12 protein-coding genes are annotated in these 18,388 nt (G+C 69.3%); 3 read left to right on the top strand and 9 right to left on the bottom strand.

Annotated elements, in window-relative coordinates; translation table 11 throughout:
* Positions 1–57 precede the first annotated feature (57 nt).
* The gene (locus AACG61_RS20165; RefSeq protein WP_411840371.1) at positions 58–6,396 is read left to right on the top strand and encodes a peroxidase family protein; all 6,339 of its coding nucleotides are present in this window, start codon (positions 58–60) and stop codon (positions 6,394–6,396) included.
* Positions 6,397–7,493: 1,097 nt separating this feature from the next.
* Here AACG61_RS20165 and AACG61_RS20160 read toward each other — a convergent pair.
* The 5 genes from AACG61_RS20160 to AACG61_RS20140 all read right to left on the bottom strand — a co-directional run bounded on the left by AACG61_RS20160 (position 7,494) and on the right by AACG61_RS20140 (position 12,651).
* Positions 7,494–7,652 carry a Hint domain-containing protein gene (locus AACG61_RS20160; RefSeq protein ID WP_411840507.1) on the bottom strand — a complete coding sequence of 53 codons (159 nt, stop codon included), beginning with the start codon at positions 7,650–7,652 and terminating at the stop codon, positions 7,494–7,496.
* Positions 7,653–8,475: 823 nt separating this feature from the next.
* Positions 8,476–9,981, bottom strand: coding sequence for a tripartite tricarboxylate transporter permease (locus AACG61_RS20155; protein ID WP_411840370.1), 1,506 nt, complete (start codon positions 9,979–9,981; stop codon positions 8,476–8,478).
* Between the two features lies 1 nt (position 9,982).
* A complete protein-coding gene (locus tag AACG61_RS20150; protein WP_411840369.1) occupies positions 9,983–10,543 on the bottom strand; it encodes a tripartite tricarboxylate transporter TctB family protein in 561 nt (186 codons plus the stop codon).
* A 3-nt stretch (positions 10,544–10,546) separates the two neighbouring features.
* Positions 10,547–11,518: a Bug family tripartite tricarboxylate transporter substrate binding protein gene (locus tag AACG61_RS20145; RefSeq protein WP_411840368.1), complete on the bottom strand. Its 972-nt coding sequence runs from the start codon at positions 11,516–11,518 to the stop codon at positions 10,547–10,549.
* A gap of 59 nt (positions 11,519–11,577) precedes the next feature.
* On the bottom strand, positions 11,578–12,651 hold the full coding sequence (locus AACG61_RS20140) for a 4-oxalomesaconate tautomerase (RefSeq protein WP_411840506.1): 1,074 nt from the start codon (positions 12,649–12,651) through the stop codon (positions 11,578–11,580).
* 99 nt (positions 12,652–12,750) lie between these two features.
* On the opposite strand from AACG61_RS20140, the gene AACG61_RS20135 reads away from it, so the two are divergent.
* Positions 12,751–13,683: a LysR family transcriptional regulator gene (locus AACG61_RS20135; RefSeq protein ID WP_411840367.1), complete on the top strand. Its 933-nt coding sequence runs from the start codon at positions 12,751–12,753 to the stop codon at positions 13,681–13,683.
* On the opposite strand, the gene AACG61_RS20130 is transcribed toward AACG61_RS20135, so the two are convergent.
* On the bottom strand, positions 13,680–14,552 hold the full coding sequence (locus AACG61_RS20130) for a LysR substrate-binding domain-containing protein (protein ID WP_411840366.1): 873 nt from the start codon (positions 14,550–14,552) through the stop codon (positions 13,680–13,682). The genes AACG61_RS20135 and AACG61_RS20130 overlap by 4 nt on opposite strands.
* A 142-nt stretch (positions 14,553–14,694) precedes the next feature.
* Here AACG61_RS20130 and AACG61_RS20125 point away from each other — a divergent pair, with 142 nt between their 5' ends.
* Complete coding sequence (locus AACG61_RS20125; protein ID WP_411840365.1) at positions 14,695–15,876, top strand: MFS transporter; 1,182 nt, start codon at positions 14,695–14,697, stop codon at positions 15,874–15,876.
* A gap of 34 nt (positions 15,877–15,910) precedes the next feature.
* On the opposite strand, the gene AACG61_RS20120 is transcribed toward AACG61_RS20125, so the two are convergent.
* From AACG61_RS20120 to AACG61_RS20110, 3 genes are all read right to left on the bottom strand, one after another.
* Positions 15,911–16,327 (bottom strand): SRPBCC domain-containing protein, encoded by a 417-nt coding sequence (locus AACG61_RS20120; RefSeq protein WP_411840364.1) that lies wholly within the window; start codon positions 16,325–16,327, stop codon positions 15,911–15,913.
* A gap of 118 nt (positions 16,328–16,445) precedes the next feature.
* Positions 16,446–17,273: a 3-keto-5-aminohexanoate cleavage protein gene (locus AACG61_RS20115; RefSeq protein WP_411840363.1), complete on the bottom strand. Its 828-nt coding sequence runs from the start codon at positions 17,271–17,273 to the stop codon at positions 16,446–16,448.
* Between the two features lie 144 nt (positions 17,274–17,417).
* Complete coding sequence (locus AACG61_RS20110) at positions 17,418–18,380, bottom strand: aldo/keto reductase (RefSeq protein WP_411840505.1); 963 nt, start codon at positions 18,378–18,380, stop codon at positions 17,418–17,420.
* Positions 18,381–18,388 lie beyond the last annotated feature (8 nt).

The raw sequence follows: 18,388 nt of genomic DNA, 5'->3' as shown, positions 1-18,388 counted from the left end.
CGGGGGCGAAGGTTTCGCCGCCATGCGCCGGCCGATGGTCACGTCAGGGAGATTATCATGGCAACCAGTTTTCACGTGAATGCGCATGACCTGGGCTTCATCCTCAAGCAGATCGAGGTGTCCGAGCTGCAGGCATCGACGCCGGGCATGACGACGGTCGAGGCGATCCAGGCCGTCTACGGCGTCAGCGCCGCGGACGCCGCCCTGATGCCCGTCGGCCTGCGCACCGTGGACGGCAGCGACAACGGCCTGCTGCCCGGCACCGAGCAGAACGGCGCGGGCGACACCCCGTTCCCGCGCCTGCTGGACCCGGTCTACACGGAGGAGAACGACGAGGCCCCGTTCTTCGGCATCGGCAACACCGATTACGGCACCGGCGGCAACGTGGTCGACAGCGATCCGCGCACCATCTCGAACCTGATCGTGGACCAGACGCCCGCGAACCCGGCCGCGATCTATGCCGCGCTGAAGGTGGCGGGGATCACCGGGGCGGACGCCAATGCGGCAGTGGCCGCGATCTCGGCCGCCTATCAGGCCACGCTGAACGCCAAGGGCGCCGACGCCCGGGTGACCGCGGCGAACGTCACCCTCGCGCAGGAGACCGCCGATCACGGCGCCGCGGTCACGGCGCTGAGCGTGGCGACGGCCCATCTGGGTCAGCTGACCGATGCCGGCACGCTGGCGCAGGCCGCCTCCGTCGCGGCCGACGCCGCGGCCACCGCCCTGGGGGCGCTGATCACCGATATCGCGAACGCGGCCGACCCGACCGCCGCCTTCGCCGCGGCCCAGGCCGCCGCCGAGGCGGCCAAGGTGGCCGCCGATGCGGTCGCGGACGAGATTGCCCTGCCCTCGGTCCAGCAGATGGCGGATGCCGCGCAGGCGCTGCTGGACGCGCTGGACGCCGCGAACGGGGACACGCTGATCGACGCCGCGGACCTGCCCGCCCTCGAGGCGGCGGCGACCGCCTATCAGCCGGTGCCGGGCCCCGGCGGGCTGGCCGGGACCAGCATCGACGCGATCGCGGATGCGGTGCAGGAGGCGCAGGCCGATGTCGATGCCGCCGTCATCGTCCGCGACGCGGCGGTCGTCCAGCTGGACGCGGCGCTGGATGCCGTGGACGCCGCGGTGGCGGCGGCCGGCACCGCCGGCACGCCCGAGCAAACCGCGGCCGCCCTGGCGCAGGTCATCGAGGACTACGGCCTCTCGACCGGCCCCGAAGGCGGGCTGGAGATCGACCACGTCTCTCCGGACGTGGGGCTGACCGCGCCCTTCAACAGCTTCATGACCATCTTCGGGCAGTTCTTCGACCACGGCCTGGACCTGGTGAACAAGGGCGGCAACGGCACGGTCTTCATCCCGCTGCAGCCCGACGATCCGCTGATCGCGGGCGCCGACCAGGTCTTCGGCACGGCGGACGACCTGCCCGCGCAACTGCGCTTCATGGCGCTGACCCGCGCCACCCCGGTGGTGGACGAGAACGGGGTCATCCAGCACACCAACGCCACGACCTCCTTCGTGGATCAGAACCAGACCTACACCTCGCATGCCTCGCATCAGGTGTTCCTGCGCGAACAGGTGCGCATCGAGGTCGACGGCGTGACGCGCGCCTATTCCACCGGCCACCTGCTGGATGCCACCTCCGAGAACGGATCGCTGAGCGGCGCGGTGGCCAACTGGGCCGACGTCAAGGCGCAGGCGCTGTCGGTCCTGGGCATCCGCCTGCAGGACATGGACGTGCATCGCGTGCCGCTGCTGCTGACGGATGCCTACGGGAACCTGATCACCGGCCCGAACGGCTATGCCCAGATGGTGATGGCGCCCGACGCGACCCATCCCGACCCGTGGCTGCGCGAAGGCACCGCCGAAGGCATCACGACCGCGGGCAGCATGGCCGCGGGACCGGCCTTCCTGGTCGACATCGCCCATCACGCGGCGCCGGGGGCGGGGATGGTCGCGGATGCCGATGACGTCGTCGGCGACGACCACAACCCCGCGACCTATGACGACGAGATGCTGGACCTGCACATCGTCTCGGGCGACGGGCGCGGCAACGAGAACATCGCCCTGCAATCGCTGCACACGGTCTTCCACTCCGAACACAACCGCATCGTCGAGGAGAACAAGCACACCATCCTTGAGACCGGCGACGTGGCCTTCATCAACGAATGGCTGCTGGTGCCGCTGGCCGCGGGGACGAACGTCGCGACGCTGGACCCGGCCGAGCTGGTCTGGAACGGCGACCGCATGTTCCAGGCCGCGCGCTTCTCGACCGAGATGCAGTATCAGCACATGGTGTTCGAGGAGTTCGCCCGCCGCATCCAGCCGGGCATCGACCCCTTCGTCTTCACCAACTCGGCCGATATCGACCCCTCGATCCTGGCCGAGTTCGCGCATGTCGTCTATCGCTTCGGACACTCGATGCTGACCGACACGGTGGACCGGCTGGACGCGAACCTGCTGCCGGTGAACGGCGACGCGGACCAGATGTCGCTGATCGAGGCCTTCCTGAACCCCGAGGCCTTCACCGCCTCGGGTGCCACGCTGGACGAGGCGCAGGCGGCCTTCATCCGCGGCCTGACCGCCGATCGCGGCAGCGAGATCGACGAGTTCGTGGTGCCGGCGCTGCGCAGCAACCTGCTGGGCCTGCCGCTGGACCTCGCGGCACTGAACATCGCGCGGGCGCGCGAGACCGGGGTGCCGTCGCTGAACGAGACGCGGGAGCAGCTCTACAACGACTTCGGCCTGCCCGACCTCAAGCCCTATGCCAGCTGGGCCGAGTTCACCCAGGCCCTGAAGAACCCCTTCTCGGTCGCGAACTTCATCGCGGCCTATGGCAACCACGAGGCCATCCTGACGGCCACCACGCTGGCCGAGAAGCGCGCGGCCGCCAGCCTGCTGCTGCTGGGTGACGGCACGAACGCGAACGGGGTGACCATCCGCGGCGTGACCTACTCCAACGCGGACCGGCTGGACTTCCTGAACGGCCGCGGCGCCTATGGCGCGGGCAACGAACGGGGCGGACTGGACGATGTCGATCTGTGGATCGGCGGCTTGGCCGAGAAGGTGACCGAGTTCGGCGGCATGCTGGGCACCACCTTCGGCTTCATCTTCGAATACCAGATGGAGCTGCTGCAGAACGGCGACCGCTTCTACTACCTGTCGCGGACGCAGGGCCTGAACCTGCTGGACGCGCTGGAGGCGAACACCTTCGCCGACATCGTGATGCGGAACTCGGCGCTGAGCCACGACTATGCGACGCATATCAACGCCAACCTGTTCCTGACCCCGGACATGATCCTGGAGCTGGACCGCGAGATCGCGCAGCGCGACTACAACAGCAACGACCCCGACAGCCGCGATCCGGTCTGGGACGACGAGCTGCTCGAGGCGATCGACCCCAAGGTCGTGCGGATCGATTCCGGCGTGACCGATGCCAACGGCCATCAGGTGGGCGGCGAGCTGCACTTCCGCGGCGGCGAGCATGTCGTGCTGGGCGGCACCGAGGGCGATGACACGCTGACCTCGGATCTGGGCGACGACGCGCTGTGGGGCGACGGCGGCGACGACTATCTGAACGGCGGCGCCGGGGCCGACCAGGTCTTCGGCGGCGACGGCAACGACATCATCGAGGACACGTTCGGCGACAACTTCCTGCGCGGCGAGCGGGGCCATGACGTGGTGTCCTCGTCGCGCGGCATCAACCTGCTGTTCGGCGGCGAGGGACGCGACGTGCTGCTGGTCGGGCAGGACGCGGGCGAGGCCTTCGGCGGCGAGGGCAACGACTTCATCCTGGGCGGCTCGGGCGGGGACAACCTGCTGGGCAACGAGGGCAACGACTGGATCGAGGGCGGCGAGGGGTTCGACGTCATCTCGGGCGACAACTCCGAGCTGTTCTTCAACTCGACCATCATCGGCCATGACGTGGCCTGGGGCCAGGGCAACGACCAGGACTACGACCTCGAATCCGGCGACGACATCGCCCTGTCGGGCATCGGCGTGCAGCGCTTCGAGGGCATGTTCGGCTTTGACTGGGCCAGCGCGAAATACGACGTGGCGGGGGTGAACTGGGACTTCCAGATCCCGATCTTCACCTCGGTCCCGGCCGACATCCTGCGCGACCGCTTCGACCTGATGGAGGCCATGTCCGGCTGGAAGAACGACGACATCCTGCGCGGCGACAACCGCGGCGGGACCGGGGGCGACACGGACGCCAATGCCAGCTTCGACGACCATGTCCTTGACGCGGCGGGCATCAACCGCATCGAGGGTCTGCGCGCCTGGTTCGACGGCGCGCTGGAGACCCTGGGCGGGGCGGGGGCGACCAGCTTCCGGGACGGCAACATCATCATGGGCGGCGCGGGTGCCGACGTGATGATGGGGCGCGGCGGCTTCGACATCCTGGATGGCGACGCCTGGCTGAACGTCCGCATCCGCATCTCCGTGAACGGGGTCGAATATTCGGCGGAATCGCTGAACAGCTCTCAGGCGGCGGCGGGGCCCTTCGCGGGCAAGGTCTATGCCCTGGGGGCCGACGGACGGCCCGACTTCTCGGCGCCGGCCTTCGGGGGTCGGTCGCTGACATCGCTGCTGCTGGACCGCACGATCAGCCCCGACGACATGTCCATCGTTCGCGAGATCCTGACCGCCGCACCCGGCAGCGCCCGCGACCGCGCCATCTTCGCGGGCAACCTGGACGAGTACGAGATCGAGGGCCGCGGCACGCAGCCGCCGGGCAGCCCGCTGATCCGCGCCGCCCATGACGTGAACGGCGACGGCTTCATCTCGGTCCGCGATCTGGGCGGGAACGGCCGGGCCGCCTTCGACGACATCGACCTGATCCGCAACATCGAGGATCTGGAGTTCGCCGATCAGGTGATCGCCATCGACGTGCCGCTCGGGGTGAATGCCGACCTGGCGCTGGACGTGACGTCCGCCCCCGCCGCCCTGCCCGCCAGCGGCTCGACCATCGGCCAGATGACGGCCGAGGGCATCGCCGGCAGCTTCGGCCTGGCCGTGGGCAGCAGCAGCCTGTTCAGCGTGGCCCCCGACGGCACGCTGCGCGTCACCGGAGCGCTCGGGGTCAACCAGACGCACCAGCTGGACGTGACCTTCTCGGCCTTCGGGTTCAACCAGACGGAACGGCTGCAGGTCCGCACCGGCAGCACCGTCAACGACGCGATCGCGGGGTCGGCGGGCGACGACCTGATCTATGCCCTGTCGGGCGCGGATGTCGTGAACGGCGGGACCGGGGACGACGTGCTGTTCGGCCAGGCCGGCAACGACCAGCTGTTCGGCGGCGACGGACGCGACGTCCTGGTCGGCGGCGCCAACAACGACCAGATCCAGGGCGGCGGCGGGGATGACGTCATCCTGTTTGGCTGGGCGGACGGCACCGACGCGGTGAACGGCGGGGACGGCACCGACCGGCTGCGCATCACCGGCACCACGGCCAACGAGACGCTGACCGCCACCTGGAACGGCACCGCGGTCACGGCGCTGACCGGCTTCACCTCGATCACCTCGGTCGAGCGGATCCATGCCGATCTGGCGGGCAGCGCGGACACGCTGGCCTATGCCGCGGGATCGGCGGGGGTCGTGGCCGATCTGGACGCGGGAACCGCCTCGGGGTTCGCCTCGATCGCCAACATCGCGAACCTGCGCGGCGGCAACGGCGCGGACGTGCTGGCCGGGAACGGTCAGGCCAACTCGCTGTTCGGCGGCGGCGGCAACGACTTCCTGGTCGCGCGCGTCGACAATCTGTCCGACCTCTTCCACGGCGGCACGGGCGTCGACACGGTCGACCTGTCGGCCTACGCAGGCAACCTGACGGTCAACCTGTCCCAGGCCACGGCGACGATCCTGGGCACGGGCACGACCGCCGCGCTGTCGGACCGCGTGACCGAGGTGGAATCGCTGATCATGGGCTCGGGGGCGGACAGCGCCACCGGCAGCACCGTGGCCAACGACCTGCGCGGCGGCGGCGGCGACGACATGCTGAACGGCGTCAGCGGCAACGACACGCTGGCGGGCGATGCGGGCGACGACCGGCTGATCGGCGGCGTGGGTCAGGACATGCTGACCGGCGGCATCGGAGCGGACGTGTTCGTCTTCACGGCGACCACGCACAGCCTGCTGGCGGCCTCGGACGTGATCGCCGACTTCGAGCAGGCGGGGGTGCTGGGCGGCGACGTCATCGACATCGGCGACATGGCGGGATCGACCTTCGTGTTCCTCGACTCGGCGGGCTTCACGACGGGCGGCGCGAACCAGCTGCGCGTGTTCGACAACGGGACCGACACCTTCATCCAGATCGACACGGATAACGACACCGCGGCCGAGGCGCAGATCCGCATCCTCGGGCTGCACGACCTGGCGGCGTCGGACTTCATCCTGTGACGGCGGGTCGCCCCCGACGGACCGCCTGAGCGGCCCCACCCGGGCCGCGCGGCGGGACGGTAGCGAAGAAAGCGGAAAGCGGCCTCTGCACGAGGCCGCTTTCCCGTCATGTCACCCCGACGACGGCCTGTCGCGCCGGCATCCCCCACCCAAGGGCGTCAGTGATGCATGCCGGTCCGACATGATCCTGAGGATCCGAGGTCCACGCGCAGAAGCCGTCGTCGACAAACGAAACAGCGGCTTCTCCGTAGGGGCTCCTCATCCCCTGCGCATGCCCTAACCCATCGTAGACAAATGGGCATTCCGCCCGCCTGCCGTGCCCCGGGATGATCGCCAGTCTGGCCTGCGCACACAAGTTGAACGGCGCAGAGACAGCTGACCTCTTAGACGACAGGGGATTTTACAAGTCCGCCGGCACGGCGGGACCGACGCCACATGTCCTTTCGTCACGAGGCACAAGACCTGTTGAACGTGTTAGCGTCCGAGCGACAATCTTGAAGCCGCGTCAGTTCGGAGCAGTGTGACCACGGGCCTTTTTTCGTCTGCCTGGAGATCCCGACCAACCCGAAGTTCAAAGCGGTCGATTTCGCCGAGAACACCGTCGACAACGCGGCCGAGGCCGCCGGGACACTGCTCGGCAACGCGCAGGACTTCGGGGCCGAACTGCTCGACCTGGATCTTGGAAGGGCCGCGACCATCCTGGTGGCGGAGGCGGGGAACCATGTCGACCTGGTCCTCGAGACCGTCGACGATGCCGGCATCGCGGTCGAGGGTCTGTTCGACCTGCTCGTCTGACGATCGAAAGGGTGCGGATCCGCGGTGACCGGCACCCGCCGACGCCACCCGGTCCCGACCGGGCGGGATGTCGCGATGCCTTCGCGACGCGATCAGGACATCAGCAGAGGTCGGCTGACCTGGGCATGGCGACGGGCCAGCTTGCGCGCCATGCGCCCCGATGCCAGCACGCGCGCGGGTTCGGGCGCATGATCGTGGTCGCGCCGCGGCGGGAACAGGCTCAGCACCTCTTCCGTGCTGAACATCTTCCTGGCGATGTGGCTGCGCACCAGGTTGCGGTGCTGCGGAGAGACCAGCAGGTCCTATGCGGGGCTGCCCATGCCGAGCGCCCCCCGGCCAATGTGGATCGGGCGCATCACCGGGTTGCGCGCAAGATCCTCCGTGGACTGCCGGCACAATCCGATCCAGCGCGGCGGCTGCAGGCCGTTGTCGGCGGTGTGGATCAGGTCGCCCTCGCGCAGCGTCCCGATCGCGACGCCGCCGTGGGCCGGGCAGATCAGGTTGCCGCGCGAAGCAGGGCCGAACGCCCCCGCCCGGCCCGATCTGGCCGTTGGGAAAGAACGTGATGGGGGTGTTCAGCGCACCGGTGGCGGTCGTGATCAGCCCGAGCACGCCCTGCGGATACAGCAGAAACTGGCTGCCGCCGCTGAAGACAAGGATCACCGGATACTGCACCAGGATGCCGGACAGCAGGCCGCCCATCAGGCCCACGCCCACCACCGTGGCATCGGAGAGGTCCGGGATCGGATCGACGAACGGGATGTCGACGTTGTTGTGATCGACGGTCTCTCCACGCTGGATGAAGCCGTCGTTGTTCTGGTCGTCGGCGTTGATCGGGCCGGTCTGGTTGATCAGACTGCCGATGTTCGATGGGACGTTCACCGCTATGACGTCGTTGCCGATGAAGGTCAGTGAGATTCGCGACGTGACCCGATGGATGCAGGCGACGGTCATCTCAGGGACGAGTCTTCCGGGAACGGGGCTTGGCGGGGCCGGTCGGCAAACGTCTCAGACGAAGCACATTGGGCGTGCCGATTGATGATCGTCAATTCCGGCCCGGTCCATCAAACACAAGGCATTGATTAAAATAATAGTATATGGACCTGACCTGCTCTCCCGCAGGCCACGGCATTTCCCGGCGGCTTCGTGATCGGCGATAGCCAGCAGGTCGAAGCACGTTTTGCCGCGCCCCCCGGAGGCGGGCCGATCATGGCGGAAGGGGGCGGGCGGACCTGCCGCGCCGCCCCCCGTTCGCCCGTCGCCGCCCGAGGGCCGCGCGCGGTTTCAGGCGTCCCTGAAGACGTCGTCGCGCGACTTGCGCATCGCGGGCAGCACCGCGATGAGCAGGGCCGCCAGCCCTACGGCAAGGAGGCCGGCCGACAGCGGCGAGGTCAGGAAGGTCAGCATGCTGCCGTCCGAGATGATCAGCGCCTGACGCAGCTTCTCCTCCAGCAGACGCCCCAGCACGAAGCCGAGCGCCAAGGGGGCCGCCTCGAATTGCAGCTTGTAGAGCGCGAAGCCCAGCAGGCCCAGCACGCCCGCCATCATGACCTGCGCCGGATCGTTCGAGATCGAGAACAGCCCGATGCAGCAGAAGGCGACGATGGCCGGGAACAGCAGCCGATAGGGCACCGTCAGCAGCTTGACCCACAGCCCGATCAGCGGAAGGTTGATGATGACCAGCATCAGGTTGCCGATCCACATCGACGCGACCAGGCCCCAGAACAGGTCCGGGTTGTTCTCGATCACCTGGGGGCCGGGAACGATGCCCTGGATCATCATGGCGCCGACCATCAGCGCCATCACCGCATTGGGCGGCAGGCCCAGGGTCAGGAGCGGGATGAAGCTGGTCTGCGCCCCCGCGTTGTTGGCCGATTCCGGCCCGGCCACCGCCTGCGGCACGCCGGTGCCGAAATCCTGCGGGCGGTCCGACAGGCGCTTTTCCAGCGCATAGCTGGCGAAGGGCGCCAGGATCGCCCCGTTGCCCGGCAGCACCCCCAGGACCGAACCCAGGCCCGTGCCGCGCAGGATCGAGCCCAGGTTCTGGCGCAGCTCGGACAGGGTGGGCAGCAGGCGGCCGATCGTATTGCGCATGACGTCGCGCTTCTCGGGGTCGGCCAGGTTCTTGAAGATCTCTCCGAAGCCGAAGATGCCCATGGCCAGCACCACGAACTCGATCCCGTCGGTCAGCATGTGCAGGCCGAAGGTCATTCGCTCTCGGCCGGTCTCCATGTCGGCGCCGACGCAGGACAGCAGCACGCCCGCGACGATCATCGCCAGCGCCTTGACCAGCGAGCCATGCGCCAGCACGACCGCCAGCACCAGCCCCATGATCATCAGCGAGAAATACTCGGCCGGACCGAACAGCAGCCCCAGCCTGGTCATGGGCGTGGCCAGCGCCGCGATGACGATCGTGGCGAAGGTCCCGGCGATGAAGGACCCGATGGCGGCCAGACCCAGGGCAAGGCCGGCCCTGCCCTTGCGGGCCATCTCGTGGCCGTCGATGGCGGTGACCACCGCGGTCGCCTCGCCGGGGATGTTGACCAGGATGGCGGTCGTGGAACCGCCGTACTGCGCGCCGTAATAGATGCCCGCCAGCATGATCAGCGCGCCCGTCGGGTCCAGCGACAGGGTGACCGGCAGCAGGATCGAGATCGTCGCCACCGGCCCGACCCCCGGCAGCACGCCGACCAGGGTGCCGATCAGGCAGCCGATGAAGCAGAAGAAGACGTTCTGCAGCGTCAGGGCCACCGACAGTCCCAGCCCCAGATGTTCGATCGTTTCCATCATGTCAGTATCCAATCAGCCAGGGGGCCACGGGCAGCGACAGGCCCAGGGCATAGCGGAACAGCCCGATGCACAGGGCGGTCATCACGACGGTGAACAGGGCCAACTCTCGGTACCGCACGTCCCTGGCGGCGGTTCCCGCCAGGAACACCGCAAGAGGCGTGGCCACCGACATCCCCAGAACCGGGACCGCGAAGGCCCCGAAGTCGAAGCCGCGGATGGTGACGGCGAACAGGAACACCCCGATCAGCACCGGCAGCATGTCCCTGACGGGCCATGATCCCGTCGATTCCGGCGGGGCGGTCCAGGTGAGGGCGATCTGGACCACCCCGAGGACCGTCAGGATCACCGACAGGGCGCGGGGCAGCAGGCCCGAGCCGACGCCGCCCTCGGTCATGAAGGGCAGGTCCGAGCCCGCCCACAGGGTGAAAAGGCCGAATGCCACGAGGCCGAGACCGGCCAGCCTCTCGCGGCCAAGCCACGGGTTCGACGGGGGAACATGCGGTTCGGGATCATGTCCGGGGACATCGACCTGGATCCGCTCGGCGGGGACCTCGTGGCTCATGGCTCATTCCACCTTGATGTCGGCGGCCTCGACGACATCGCCCCAACGCGAGCGTTCGGAGGCCATGAAGTCTGCGAAGGCGGTTCCCACCAGCTGCGACGGCACGCCGCCGTCCTTCTGCAGGCTCTCGACGAAGGACGGATCGGCCAGGACCTCGGCGGTCGCGTCGGCCAGACGGGCGCGGACATCGTCGGGCAGACCCTTGGGACCCAGAAGGGCGTACCATGCCGAGGCGCTGTATTCGGGCAGACCGGCCTCGGCGACGGTGGGCACGTCCGGCAGCGCCGCGAAACGCTCGGTCCCGGTGACGGCCAGCGCGTTCAGCGTCCCGTTCTGCACCAGCCCGATGACCGAGGGGACCGTGGTCACCATGAAGTCGATATGCCCGCCGACCAGATCGTTCACCGCCGGCCCCGCCCCCTTGTAGGGAACGTGCTTCAGGTCGATCCCGGCCTCCTGCCCCATCAGCAGCGTGGCCACATGGCTGGCCGAGGCGTTGCCCGCCGAACCGTAGACCAGCTCCTGCGTCTTGCCGGTCTCGATCAGCTCGGCCATCGAGGTCACGGGCAGGCGCGGCCCCGTCACGACGACCAGCTGCGCGTCCGCGATCATCGCGATCGGGTCCAGCGCCTCGGCCGGGTCGTTGCGCAGATCGAAGATGTGCGGGTTCACGACCATCGGACCCTGGTTGCCGATCAGCAGGGTATAGCCGTCGGGATCGGCGCTGGCGACGACGTCGGTGCCGATGTTGGCTGCCGCCCCGGGGCGGTTCTCGACGATGACGCGCCCGCCCAGGGATTCCTCCAGCCGCGCGGCGAAGACGCGGGCGATGGCGTCGGTGCCTCCCCCCGCGGCATAGGACACGACCAGGGTCACGGGCCGCGACGGATAGTCCTGGGCCGCGACCGGCAGCGCCGCCACGGTCATCGTGGCCGCACAGACGCCCAGCATCAGGCGACGGGTCAGAGTGAGCATGCGATAGTCCTCCCTTGGATGAATGTGCCCGCCACCGCCTCCTCGACGGTCCGGGATGGTCAGTTCCTGCGCCGCACCAGCGCCGCCCCCTCGAACAGGCGCCGGCATGTCCGGGTGACGAAGACGACGGGCCGGTCGGGGGCCGCGTCGTCGATCTCGATCCGCACGCCCATGCGTCCGGTCGGATGTTCGAATGTCAGGTCGGCCGGAAAACGCAAGCCGGGCAGCGCCGCCCCCACGACGCTGTCGGGCAGCGTGGCCGCGATGGCGACCGAGACCGCGCCCGTGGTGGCCAGGGCGGTGTGGCAGGCATGCGGCGTGAAATAGCGCACGGCCAGGCTGCCGCCGGTCCGGGGCGAGCCGATCAGCACCGGCTTGGGCAGGACCGAGGCGCGGACGTCGCCCAGGCCCATGCGCCGCCCGGCCTCGATGCGCATCTCCTCCAGCCGCGCCATGAAGGCCGCGTCGCCGTCCAGATCGGATGCAGGCTCCGAGCCGGTCAAGCCGAAGGCCTCGGCCCGCGCGATCATCACCGGCGTGGCCCCGTCGATCAGCGAGACGGGGACGCCCAGGATCACCTCCTGCGGGGTGCCCGAGGGCAGCATGACCCCGGTCTTGGCGCCCACCGCCTCCAGGAAGGCCAGGTGGACCGGCGCCGCGGTGCCGGGCACCCCGTCGATCGCGGTGTCGCCGTGATAGCGCGGCGTGCCGTCCGGGGTCTGGATGCGCGCCTCGATGATCTTGCCCGTGTTGACGTTGTGGACCCGCACCCGCGTCTCGCCCTGCTGCGCGGCGACCAGCCCGGTCTCGACCGAGAAGGCGCCGACGGCCGACAGCATGTTGCCGCAGTTCGGGCCGGTGTCCACCATGCGCCCGGTCACGTCGACCTGCGCGAACAGATAGTCCACATCCGCCCCCGGCCGCGACGACGGTCCCACGATGGCCACCTTGGAGCTGAGCGTGCTGCCCCCGCCGATCCCGTCGATCTGCAGGGGATGGCCCGAGCCCATGATCTCGATCAGGATCTCGTCGCGCAGGCCCGGATCGACGGGCAGGTCGCGCTGCAGGAAGAACGGCCCCTTCGAGGTTCCGCCGCGCATGATGACGCAAGGAATGCGGATCTGGTCGTCCAACGCGAATGTCCTCCCCGGCACGGTTCGTGGCCTGTGCGACAGGGAATGCACCATCATGACTATGTTGTTAATTGCAAAGAATTGTGCCATTCTTGCGATATGCGGAACAATTTCGATTTCCTTGATCTTCGGGCGTTTCTGGCGGTGCTGGAATTCGCGTCCTTCAGCGAGGCCGCGCGGCAGCTGAACCTGTCGGCCCCCGCCCTGTCGCGGCGCATCCGGGGCCTGGAGGATGCCGTGGGGTCCCAGCTGATCGAGCGCACCACCCGGCGCGTGGCCCCGACCGAGACGGGGCGCAAGCTGATGCCCCTGGTCCGGCGCCTGGTGGACGAGTTCGAGGAATCGATCCTGTCGATCTCCGAGCTTGGCGGGCGTCACCGCGCCCAGATCACCCTGGCCGCCCTGCCGACCGCCGCCTTCTACTTCCTGCCCCGCGTGATCGAGGCGTTCAACCGGCGCTATCCGGGCATCCGCTTCCGCATCATGGACTTCTCCGCGAACGAGGGGCTGGAGGCCGTCGCCAGCGGCGAGGTCGAGTTCGGCATCAACATCACCGGCGCGCTGCGCGAGGATCTCAGCTTCACCCCGCTGCTGGAGGATCCGTTCATCCTGGCCTGCCGCCGCGATCATCCGCTGGCGGCGAACGCGTCGATGGCATGGGCCGACCTGCAGGGCCACCCGCTGATCGGGGTCTCGACAAAGTCGGGCAACAGGGCGGTCCTGGACCAGGCCCTGGCGGTCACCGGACAACAGCTGGACCTGAACTGGTTCTATGAGGTGAACCACCTCTCGACCTCCCTGGGGCTGGTCGAGGCGGGCCTGGGCGTCTCGGTGGTGCCGCGGCTGGCGACCCCGCAGGAGGATCATCCGCTGATCGCCACGGTCAAGCTGGTCGAGCCCGTCGTCACCCGCTGCATCGGCATCGTCGAGCGCCGCGGCGTGCGCCTCTCGCCCTCGGCGCTGCGCTTCAAGGAGATGCTGATCGGCGAATGGCACCACCTGCCCCCGCCCCAGGGCCGCGCGCCGGACTAGCGGCCGTATCGCTCGATGCACCAGGACCAGACCGCATCGACGGCGCCGGGGGATCGGGGCGAACGCTTGCGCACTAGATAGAACTCGGTCTCGGCATCGAACCCGGCATCGCCCAGGTTCAGCAGGCGTCCCGCATCCAGATCGGCCTGCACGAAGGCGCGGCAGGTGATCGCGATGCCCTGCCCCGCCAGCGCCGCGTCCAGCGCCAGCGAGGTCTGGTTGAACACCGCCCCCGGCAGCGCGGCCCGCATCCCGAAATAGCGCGACCAATAGCCATAGCCGTCATGCAGCAGCGGCAGCGCGGCGATGCGGTCACGCGACGGCCGCACCGGGTCCAGGCCCGGCAGATGCGGGCTGGCCACCAGGATCAGCTCCTGCGGGAACAGGAAGCGCGCCTCCAGCCCCGTGGGAAAGGGCGCGCGCCCCTCGCGGATCGCCAGATCGACCTGGTCGCGGTCGAAATCCGACACGGCGGTCGTGGCCACGGTGCGCAGCTCGACCTTGGGCAGGGCGGCCTGCAGCGCCGACAGCTGCGGGATCAGCATCCGGGCGGCAAAGGTCGGGGTCACGCTGATGGTCACCGCATCGGCCCGGTGCTGCAGCCGGTCCGTGGCGCTGCCCAGAAGGGCGAAGGCGCGCGACACGTCGGCCAGATAGGCCTTGCCCCGACCCGTCAGCGCCAGGCCCCGCGGCAGCCGGTGAAACAGCGCCAGCCCCAGGTGATCCTCCAGCAGGCGGACCTGCTGGGCAACGGCGCCCTGCGTCACGCCCAGCTCCTCGGAGGCGGCGCGGAAGTTCAGGTGCCGCCCCGACACCTCGAAGGCGCGGAGGGCGTTCAGCGGCGGCAGCGTCCGGGGCGAGGTCGGCATGGTGATCCTGCAGATTTTCTCCTGGATAGCGGCGTTTTATCTTGCGCGTAAGGGCCCGCAGGATCGGTCATAAGGACGGCGATGCCCTGAGTCATGGGCAGAGCGCCGCCACCCTTCCATCCCCCTGCAGATCGGGACCGCCATGACCGCCCTCCGCCCCCTTGCGATGCCGACCGCCTATCCGGTCATCCTGGCCGTCAGCGGCACGCATCTGATCAACGACCTGATCCAGTTCCTGCTGCCCGCCCTCTATCCGGTGCTGAAGGGACAGTACGGGCTCAGCTATCTGCAGCTGGGCCTCCTGACGCTGGCGCAGCAGATCACCGCCTGCTTCCTGCAGCCGATCATGGGCCTCTATGGCGATCTGAGGCCGAAACCCTACATGCTGGCCGTCTCCATGGCGGTGGTCGCGGTGGGGGTGGTGATGCTGGCGCTGGCCAATTCCTTCCCGCTCCTGCTGGCGGCCTCGGCGGTGCTGGGCATCGGCTCGGCGCTGTTCCACCCCGAGGCGTCGCGCGTCTGCCGCATGGCCTCGGGCGGGCGCTTCGGCTTTGCGCAGTCCAGCTTCCAGGTGGGCGGCAATGCCGGTACCGCCCTGGGGCCGCTGGCGGCGGCGCTGTTCGTGCTGCCCTTGGGGCAGGTCAGCACGGTCTGGTTCGGGCTGCTGGCCGTGATCGGCTTCGGGGTCCTCATGCGGATCGCGGGCTGGTTCGTGGAGCATCAGCGCATCCTGAAGGCATCCGGCACTCCGCGGGCCACGGGGCCGCAGCTGTCGCAGCCGCGGCTGATCCTGGCCTTTTCGGTTATCGGCGCCCTGCTGCTGAGCAAGTTCGTCTATATCGAGACCTTCAAGAGCTACTACACCTTCTTCCTGATCGAACGGTTCGGGCTGGAGATCCGCCAGGCCCAGACCGTGCTGTTCGTGTTCCTGGGCGCGGTGGCGGTCGGCACCTTCTTCGGGGGGCCCATCGGCGACCGCATCGGGCGGCGGCGGGTGATCTGGGTGTCGATCGTGGGCGCGCTGCCCTTCGCGCTGCTGCTGCCGCACGCGAATCTGTGGGGGGTGGTGGCGCTCAGCGTGCTGGTGGGGCTGATCCTGTCCTCGGCCTTCTCGGCCATCGTGGTCTATGCACAGGAGCTGATGCCGCAGAAGGTCGGGATGATCTCGGGCTTCGTCTTCGGCTTCGCCTTCGGGATCGGGGCGCTCGGCGCGGCAGCCCTGGGCGGCATCGCCGACGTCATCGGCATGCAGCAGGTGTTCAACATCCTGTCGACGCTGCTGTTCCTGGGCTTCCTGACGGCGCTTCTGCCCGACATCGAATGAGGCGGGCGGGGGACCGCCCCCGCCGTCCCCGGCATCAGCGCAGGCTGTCCGCGTGGCGGGCGAAATTGTCCAGGATCGCCTGCCATCCGGCCTGCTGCTGGTCGCGCGGATGGTCGCTCTCGGGGTCGAACCGGATGCGCACGCGGGTCCCCTCTCCCTCCGGCAGGAACTCGACCACGGCGGCGCGGTCGCCGAAATCATAGTCGATCCGCCGGTTCTCGACGACCGTCGTATAGGTGCCCTCGAAATCAAAGCCCATGCTGCCGTCCCGCGCCTCCATCCGCGACGAGAACGTCCCGCCCGGCCGCAGATCCGCCCGCGCCGACGGACAGTGCCAGTCGTCCGAGGCGAAGTTCCACCGCCGGACATGGTCGGGGTCGGTATAGGCCGCCCAGGCCGTCGCGGGGGGCGCGGCGGTCACCGCCTCGATCTCGATCCGATCCTCGGTCATGCCAGATCCTCCTGTCCTGGTGCCACGCGCCGATTAGGCACCGGCAGGCGGCACGGATCAACGGTCGCCGCACAGGCTCGGCGTGGAACCGCCGCGCGGGCCGTCAGGCCGCGGCGACCTAGGGCAGGCCCAGGATCGCGCGGGCCTGCCGCCAGGTCGCGACGGGACGCTCATGGCGGTCGCACAGCTCCGCCACCCGCCGGACCAGCGCCGCGTTGGACGGCGCCAGCCGCGTGCGGTCCAGGCGCACGTTGTCCTCCAGCCCCGTGCGCGCATGGCCGCCGGCAGCCACCGCCCATTCGTTCAGCACGATCTGGTTCGCGCCGATCCCCGCGGCGCACCACGGCGCATCCGCGCCGAACAGCCGCCGCACCGTCGCGATGTAGAAGTCGAACACCGCACGGTCGGCCGGCATGGCGTTCCTGACCCCCATCACGAACTGCACGTAGGGCCGGGTCGTCAGCCGCCCGTCGCGCCACATCGCATGGGCCTGCAGGATGTGGGACAGATCGAAGGCCTCGATCTCGGGCATGACGCCATGTTCCGCCATCTGCGCGGCCAGCCAGTCCACCAGCTCGGGGCTGTTCTCATAGACGCGGGTCGGAAAGTTGTTCGACCCGACCGACAGGCTGGCCATGTCCGGCCGCAGCGGCAGCATGCCGCCCCGCTCGCGGCCCGCGCCGGAGCGTCCGCCGGTGGACAGCTGCACGATCATGCCGGGGCAGTGGCGGCGGACCCCCTCCAGCAGCAGGGCAAAGCGGTCGGGGTCGCTGGTGGGCCGGCCCGCGTCGTCGCGGACATGGGCGTGGACGATGGCGGCGCCGGCCTCGAAGGCCTCGTGGGTCGATTCGATCTGCTCGGCGACGGTGACGGGAAGGGCCGGGTTGTCGGCCTTGGTCGGAACGCTGCCGGTGATGGCCACGCAGATGATGCAGGGGTCGGACATCGGAAAGTATCGTCTCCTTGTTGCCGTCCGGGCGAAGGGCGGTCGGATCGCCGCGACGGGTGGATCAGAGATGGCCCCGGACGTGCGCCATTGTTCCCGCCCCCGCCACCGATGTCGATGCCCTGCCGGTCACGTCCGGACGGGTCAGGTCCATTGGGGCATCACCGCGTCGGGATAGCGGGCGCCGAACCCCCCGGACGGCAGGATCGCCGCGATCCGGCGCAGATCCCCGTCCGAGAGCGTCAGCCGCGCCGCGCCGACATTCTCCTCCAGCCGGCCGATGCCGCGCGTGCCGGGGATGGGGACGATGTCGTCGCCCTGCGCCAGAAGCCAGGCCAGGGCCAGCTGCGCGACCGTCGCGCCGCGCGCATGGGCCAGCTCGGCCAGCGCGCGCACCGCGGCCACGTTCCGTTCGAACGCCCCCGGCTGCCAGCGCGGATCGGTGCGGCGCATGTCGTCCGGATCGTGCAGCGCGGCCGGTCGCGCCGTTCCGGTCAGGAAGCCGCGACCGAGCGGGGCGTAGGGGACGAAGCCGATGCCAAGCTCGCTGAGCAGGGGAAACAGCCGTTCGACATCGCGTTCGAACAGCGAATACTCGGTCTGAAGCATCGCCACGGGCTGGACCGCATGGGCGCGACGGATGGTGGTGGGCCCCGCCTCGCTGAGGCCGAAGTGACCGACCTTGCCCGCCCGGATCAGGTCGCCGACCGTGCCCGCCACGTCCTCGATCGGCACGGCCGGGTCCACCCGGTGCTGATAGAGGACATCGACGTGATCCACCCCCAGCTGGCGCAGGCTGCCGTCCAGCACCTGCCGGATGTGGTCGGGACGGCTGTCCAGGCCATAGTCGCGCGTCCAGCCGAACTTGGTCGCGATCACCACGGCGTCGCGCACCGGAGCCAGCGCCCGGCCGAGGATGCGTTCGTTCAGGCCCCAGCCATACATCTCGGCGGTGTCGAAGAAGGTCACACCGATCTCATGGGCGCGCCGGATCGTGGCGACCGCGTCGCTGGCGGCGTCCGCCCCATAGAAGTCGGTGATGCCCATGGCGCCGTAGCCGATGGCCGACACGACCGGCCCGTCGCGGCCAAGGCGGCGGCGGGGCAGGATGCTCT

This window comes from Paracoccus sp. ME4 (genome assembly GCF_046736325.1).
Taxonomy (GTDB): domain Bacteria; phylum Pseudomonadota; class Alphaproteobacteria; order Rhodobacterales; family Rhodobacteraceae; genus Paracoccus.
This window is presented reverse-complemented; position numbering and strand designations above follow the sequence as displayed.

What these genes read in the sequence shown, in the direction of transcription:
- AACG61_RS20165 (WP_411840371.1), top strand. Translation starts at nt 58, where the DNA reads ATGGCAACCAGTTTTCACGTGAATGCGCATGACCTGGGCTTCATCCTC.
- AACG61_RS20155 (WP_411840370.1), bottom strand. Translation starts at nt 9,981, where the DNA reads ATGATGGAAACGATCGAACATCTGGGGCTGGGACTGTCGGTGGCCCTG.
- AACG61_RS20150 (WP_411840369.1), bottom strand. Translation starts at nt 10,543, where the DNA reads ATGAGCCACGAGGTCCCCGCCGAGCGGATCCAGGTCGATGTCCCCGGA.
- AACG61_RS20145 (WP_411840368.1), bottom strand. Translation starts at nt 11,518, where the DNA reads ATGCTCACTCTGACCCGTCGCCTGATGCTGGGCGTCTGTGCGGCCACG.
- AACG61_RS20135 (WP_411840367.1), top strand. Translation starts at nt 12,751, where the DNA reads ATGCGGAACAATTTCGATTTCCTTGATCTTCGGGCGTTTCTGGCGGTG.
- AACG61_RS20130 (WP_411840366.1), bottom strand. Translation starts at nt 14,552, where the DNA reads ATGCCGACCTCGCCCCGGACGCTGCCGCCGCTGAACGCCCTCCGCGCC.
- AACG61_RS20125 (WP_411840365.1), top strand. Translation starts at nt 14,695, where the DNA reads ATGACCGCCCTCCGCCCCCTTGCGATGCCGACCGCCTATCCGGTCATC.
- AACG61_RS20120 (WP_411840364.1), bottom strand. Translation starts at nt 16,327, where the DNA reads ATGACCGAGGATCGGATCGAGATCGAGGCGGTGACCGCCGCGCCCCCC.
- AACG61_RS20115 (WP_411840363.1), bottom strand. Translation starts at nt 17,273, where the DNA reads ATGTCCGACCCCTGCATCATCTGCGTGGCCATCACCGGCAGCGTTCCG.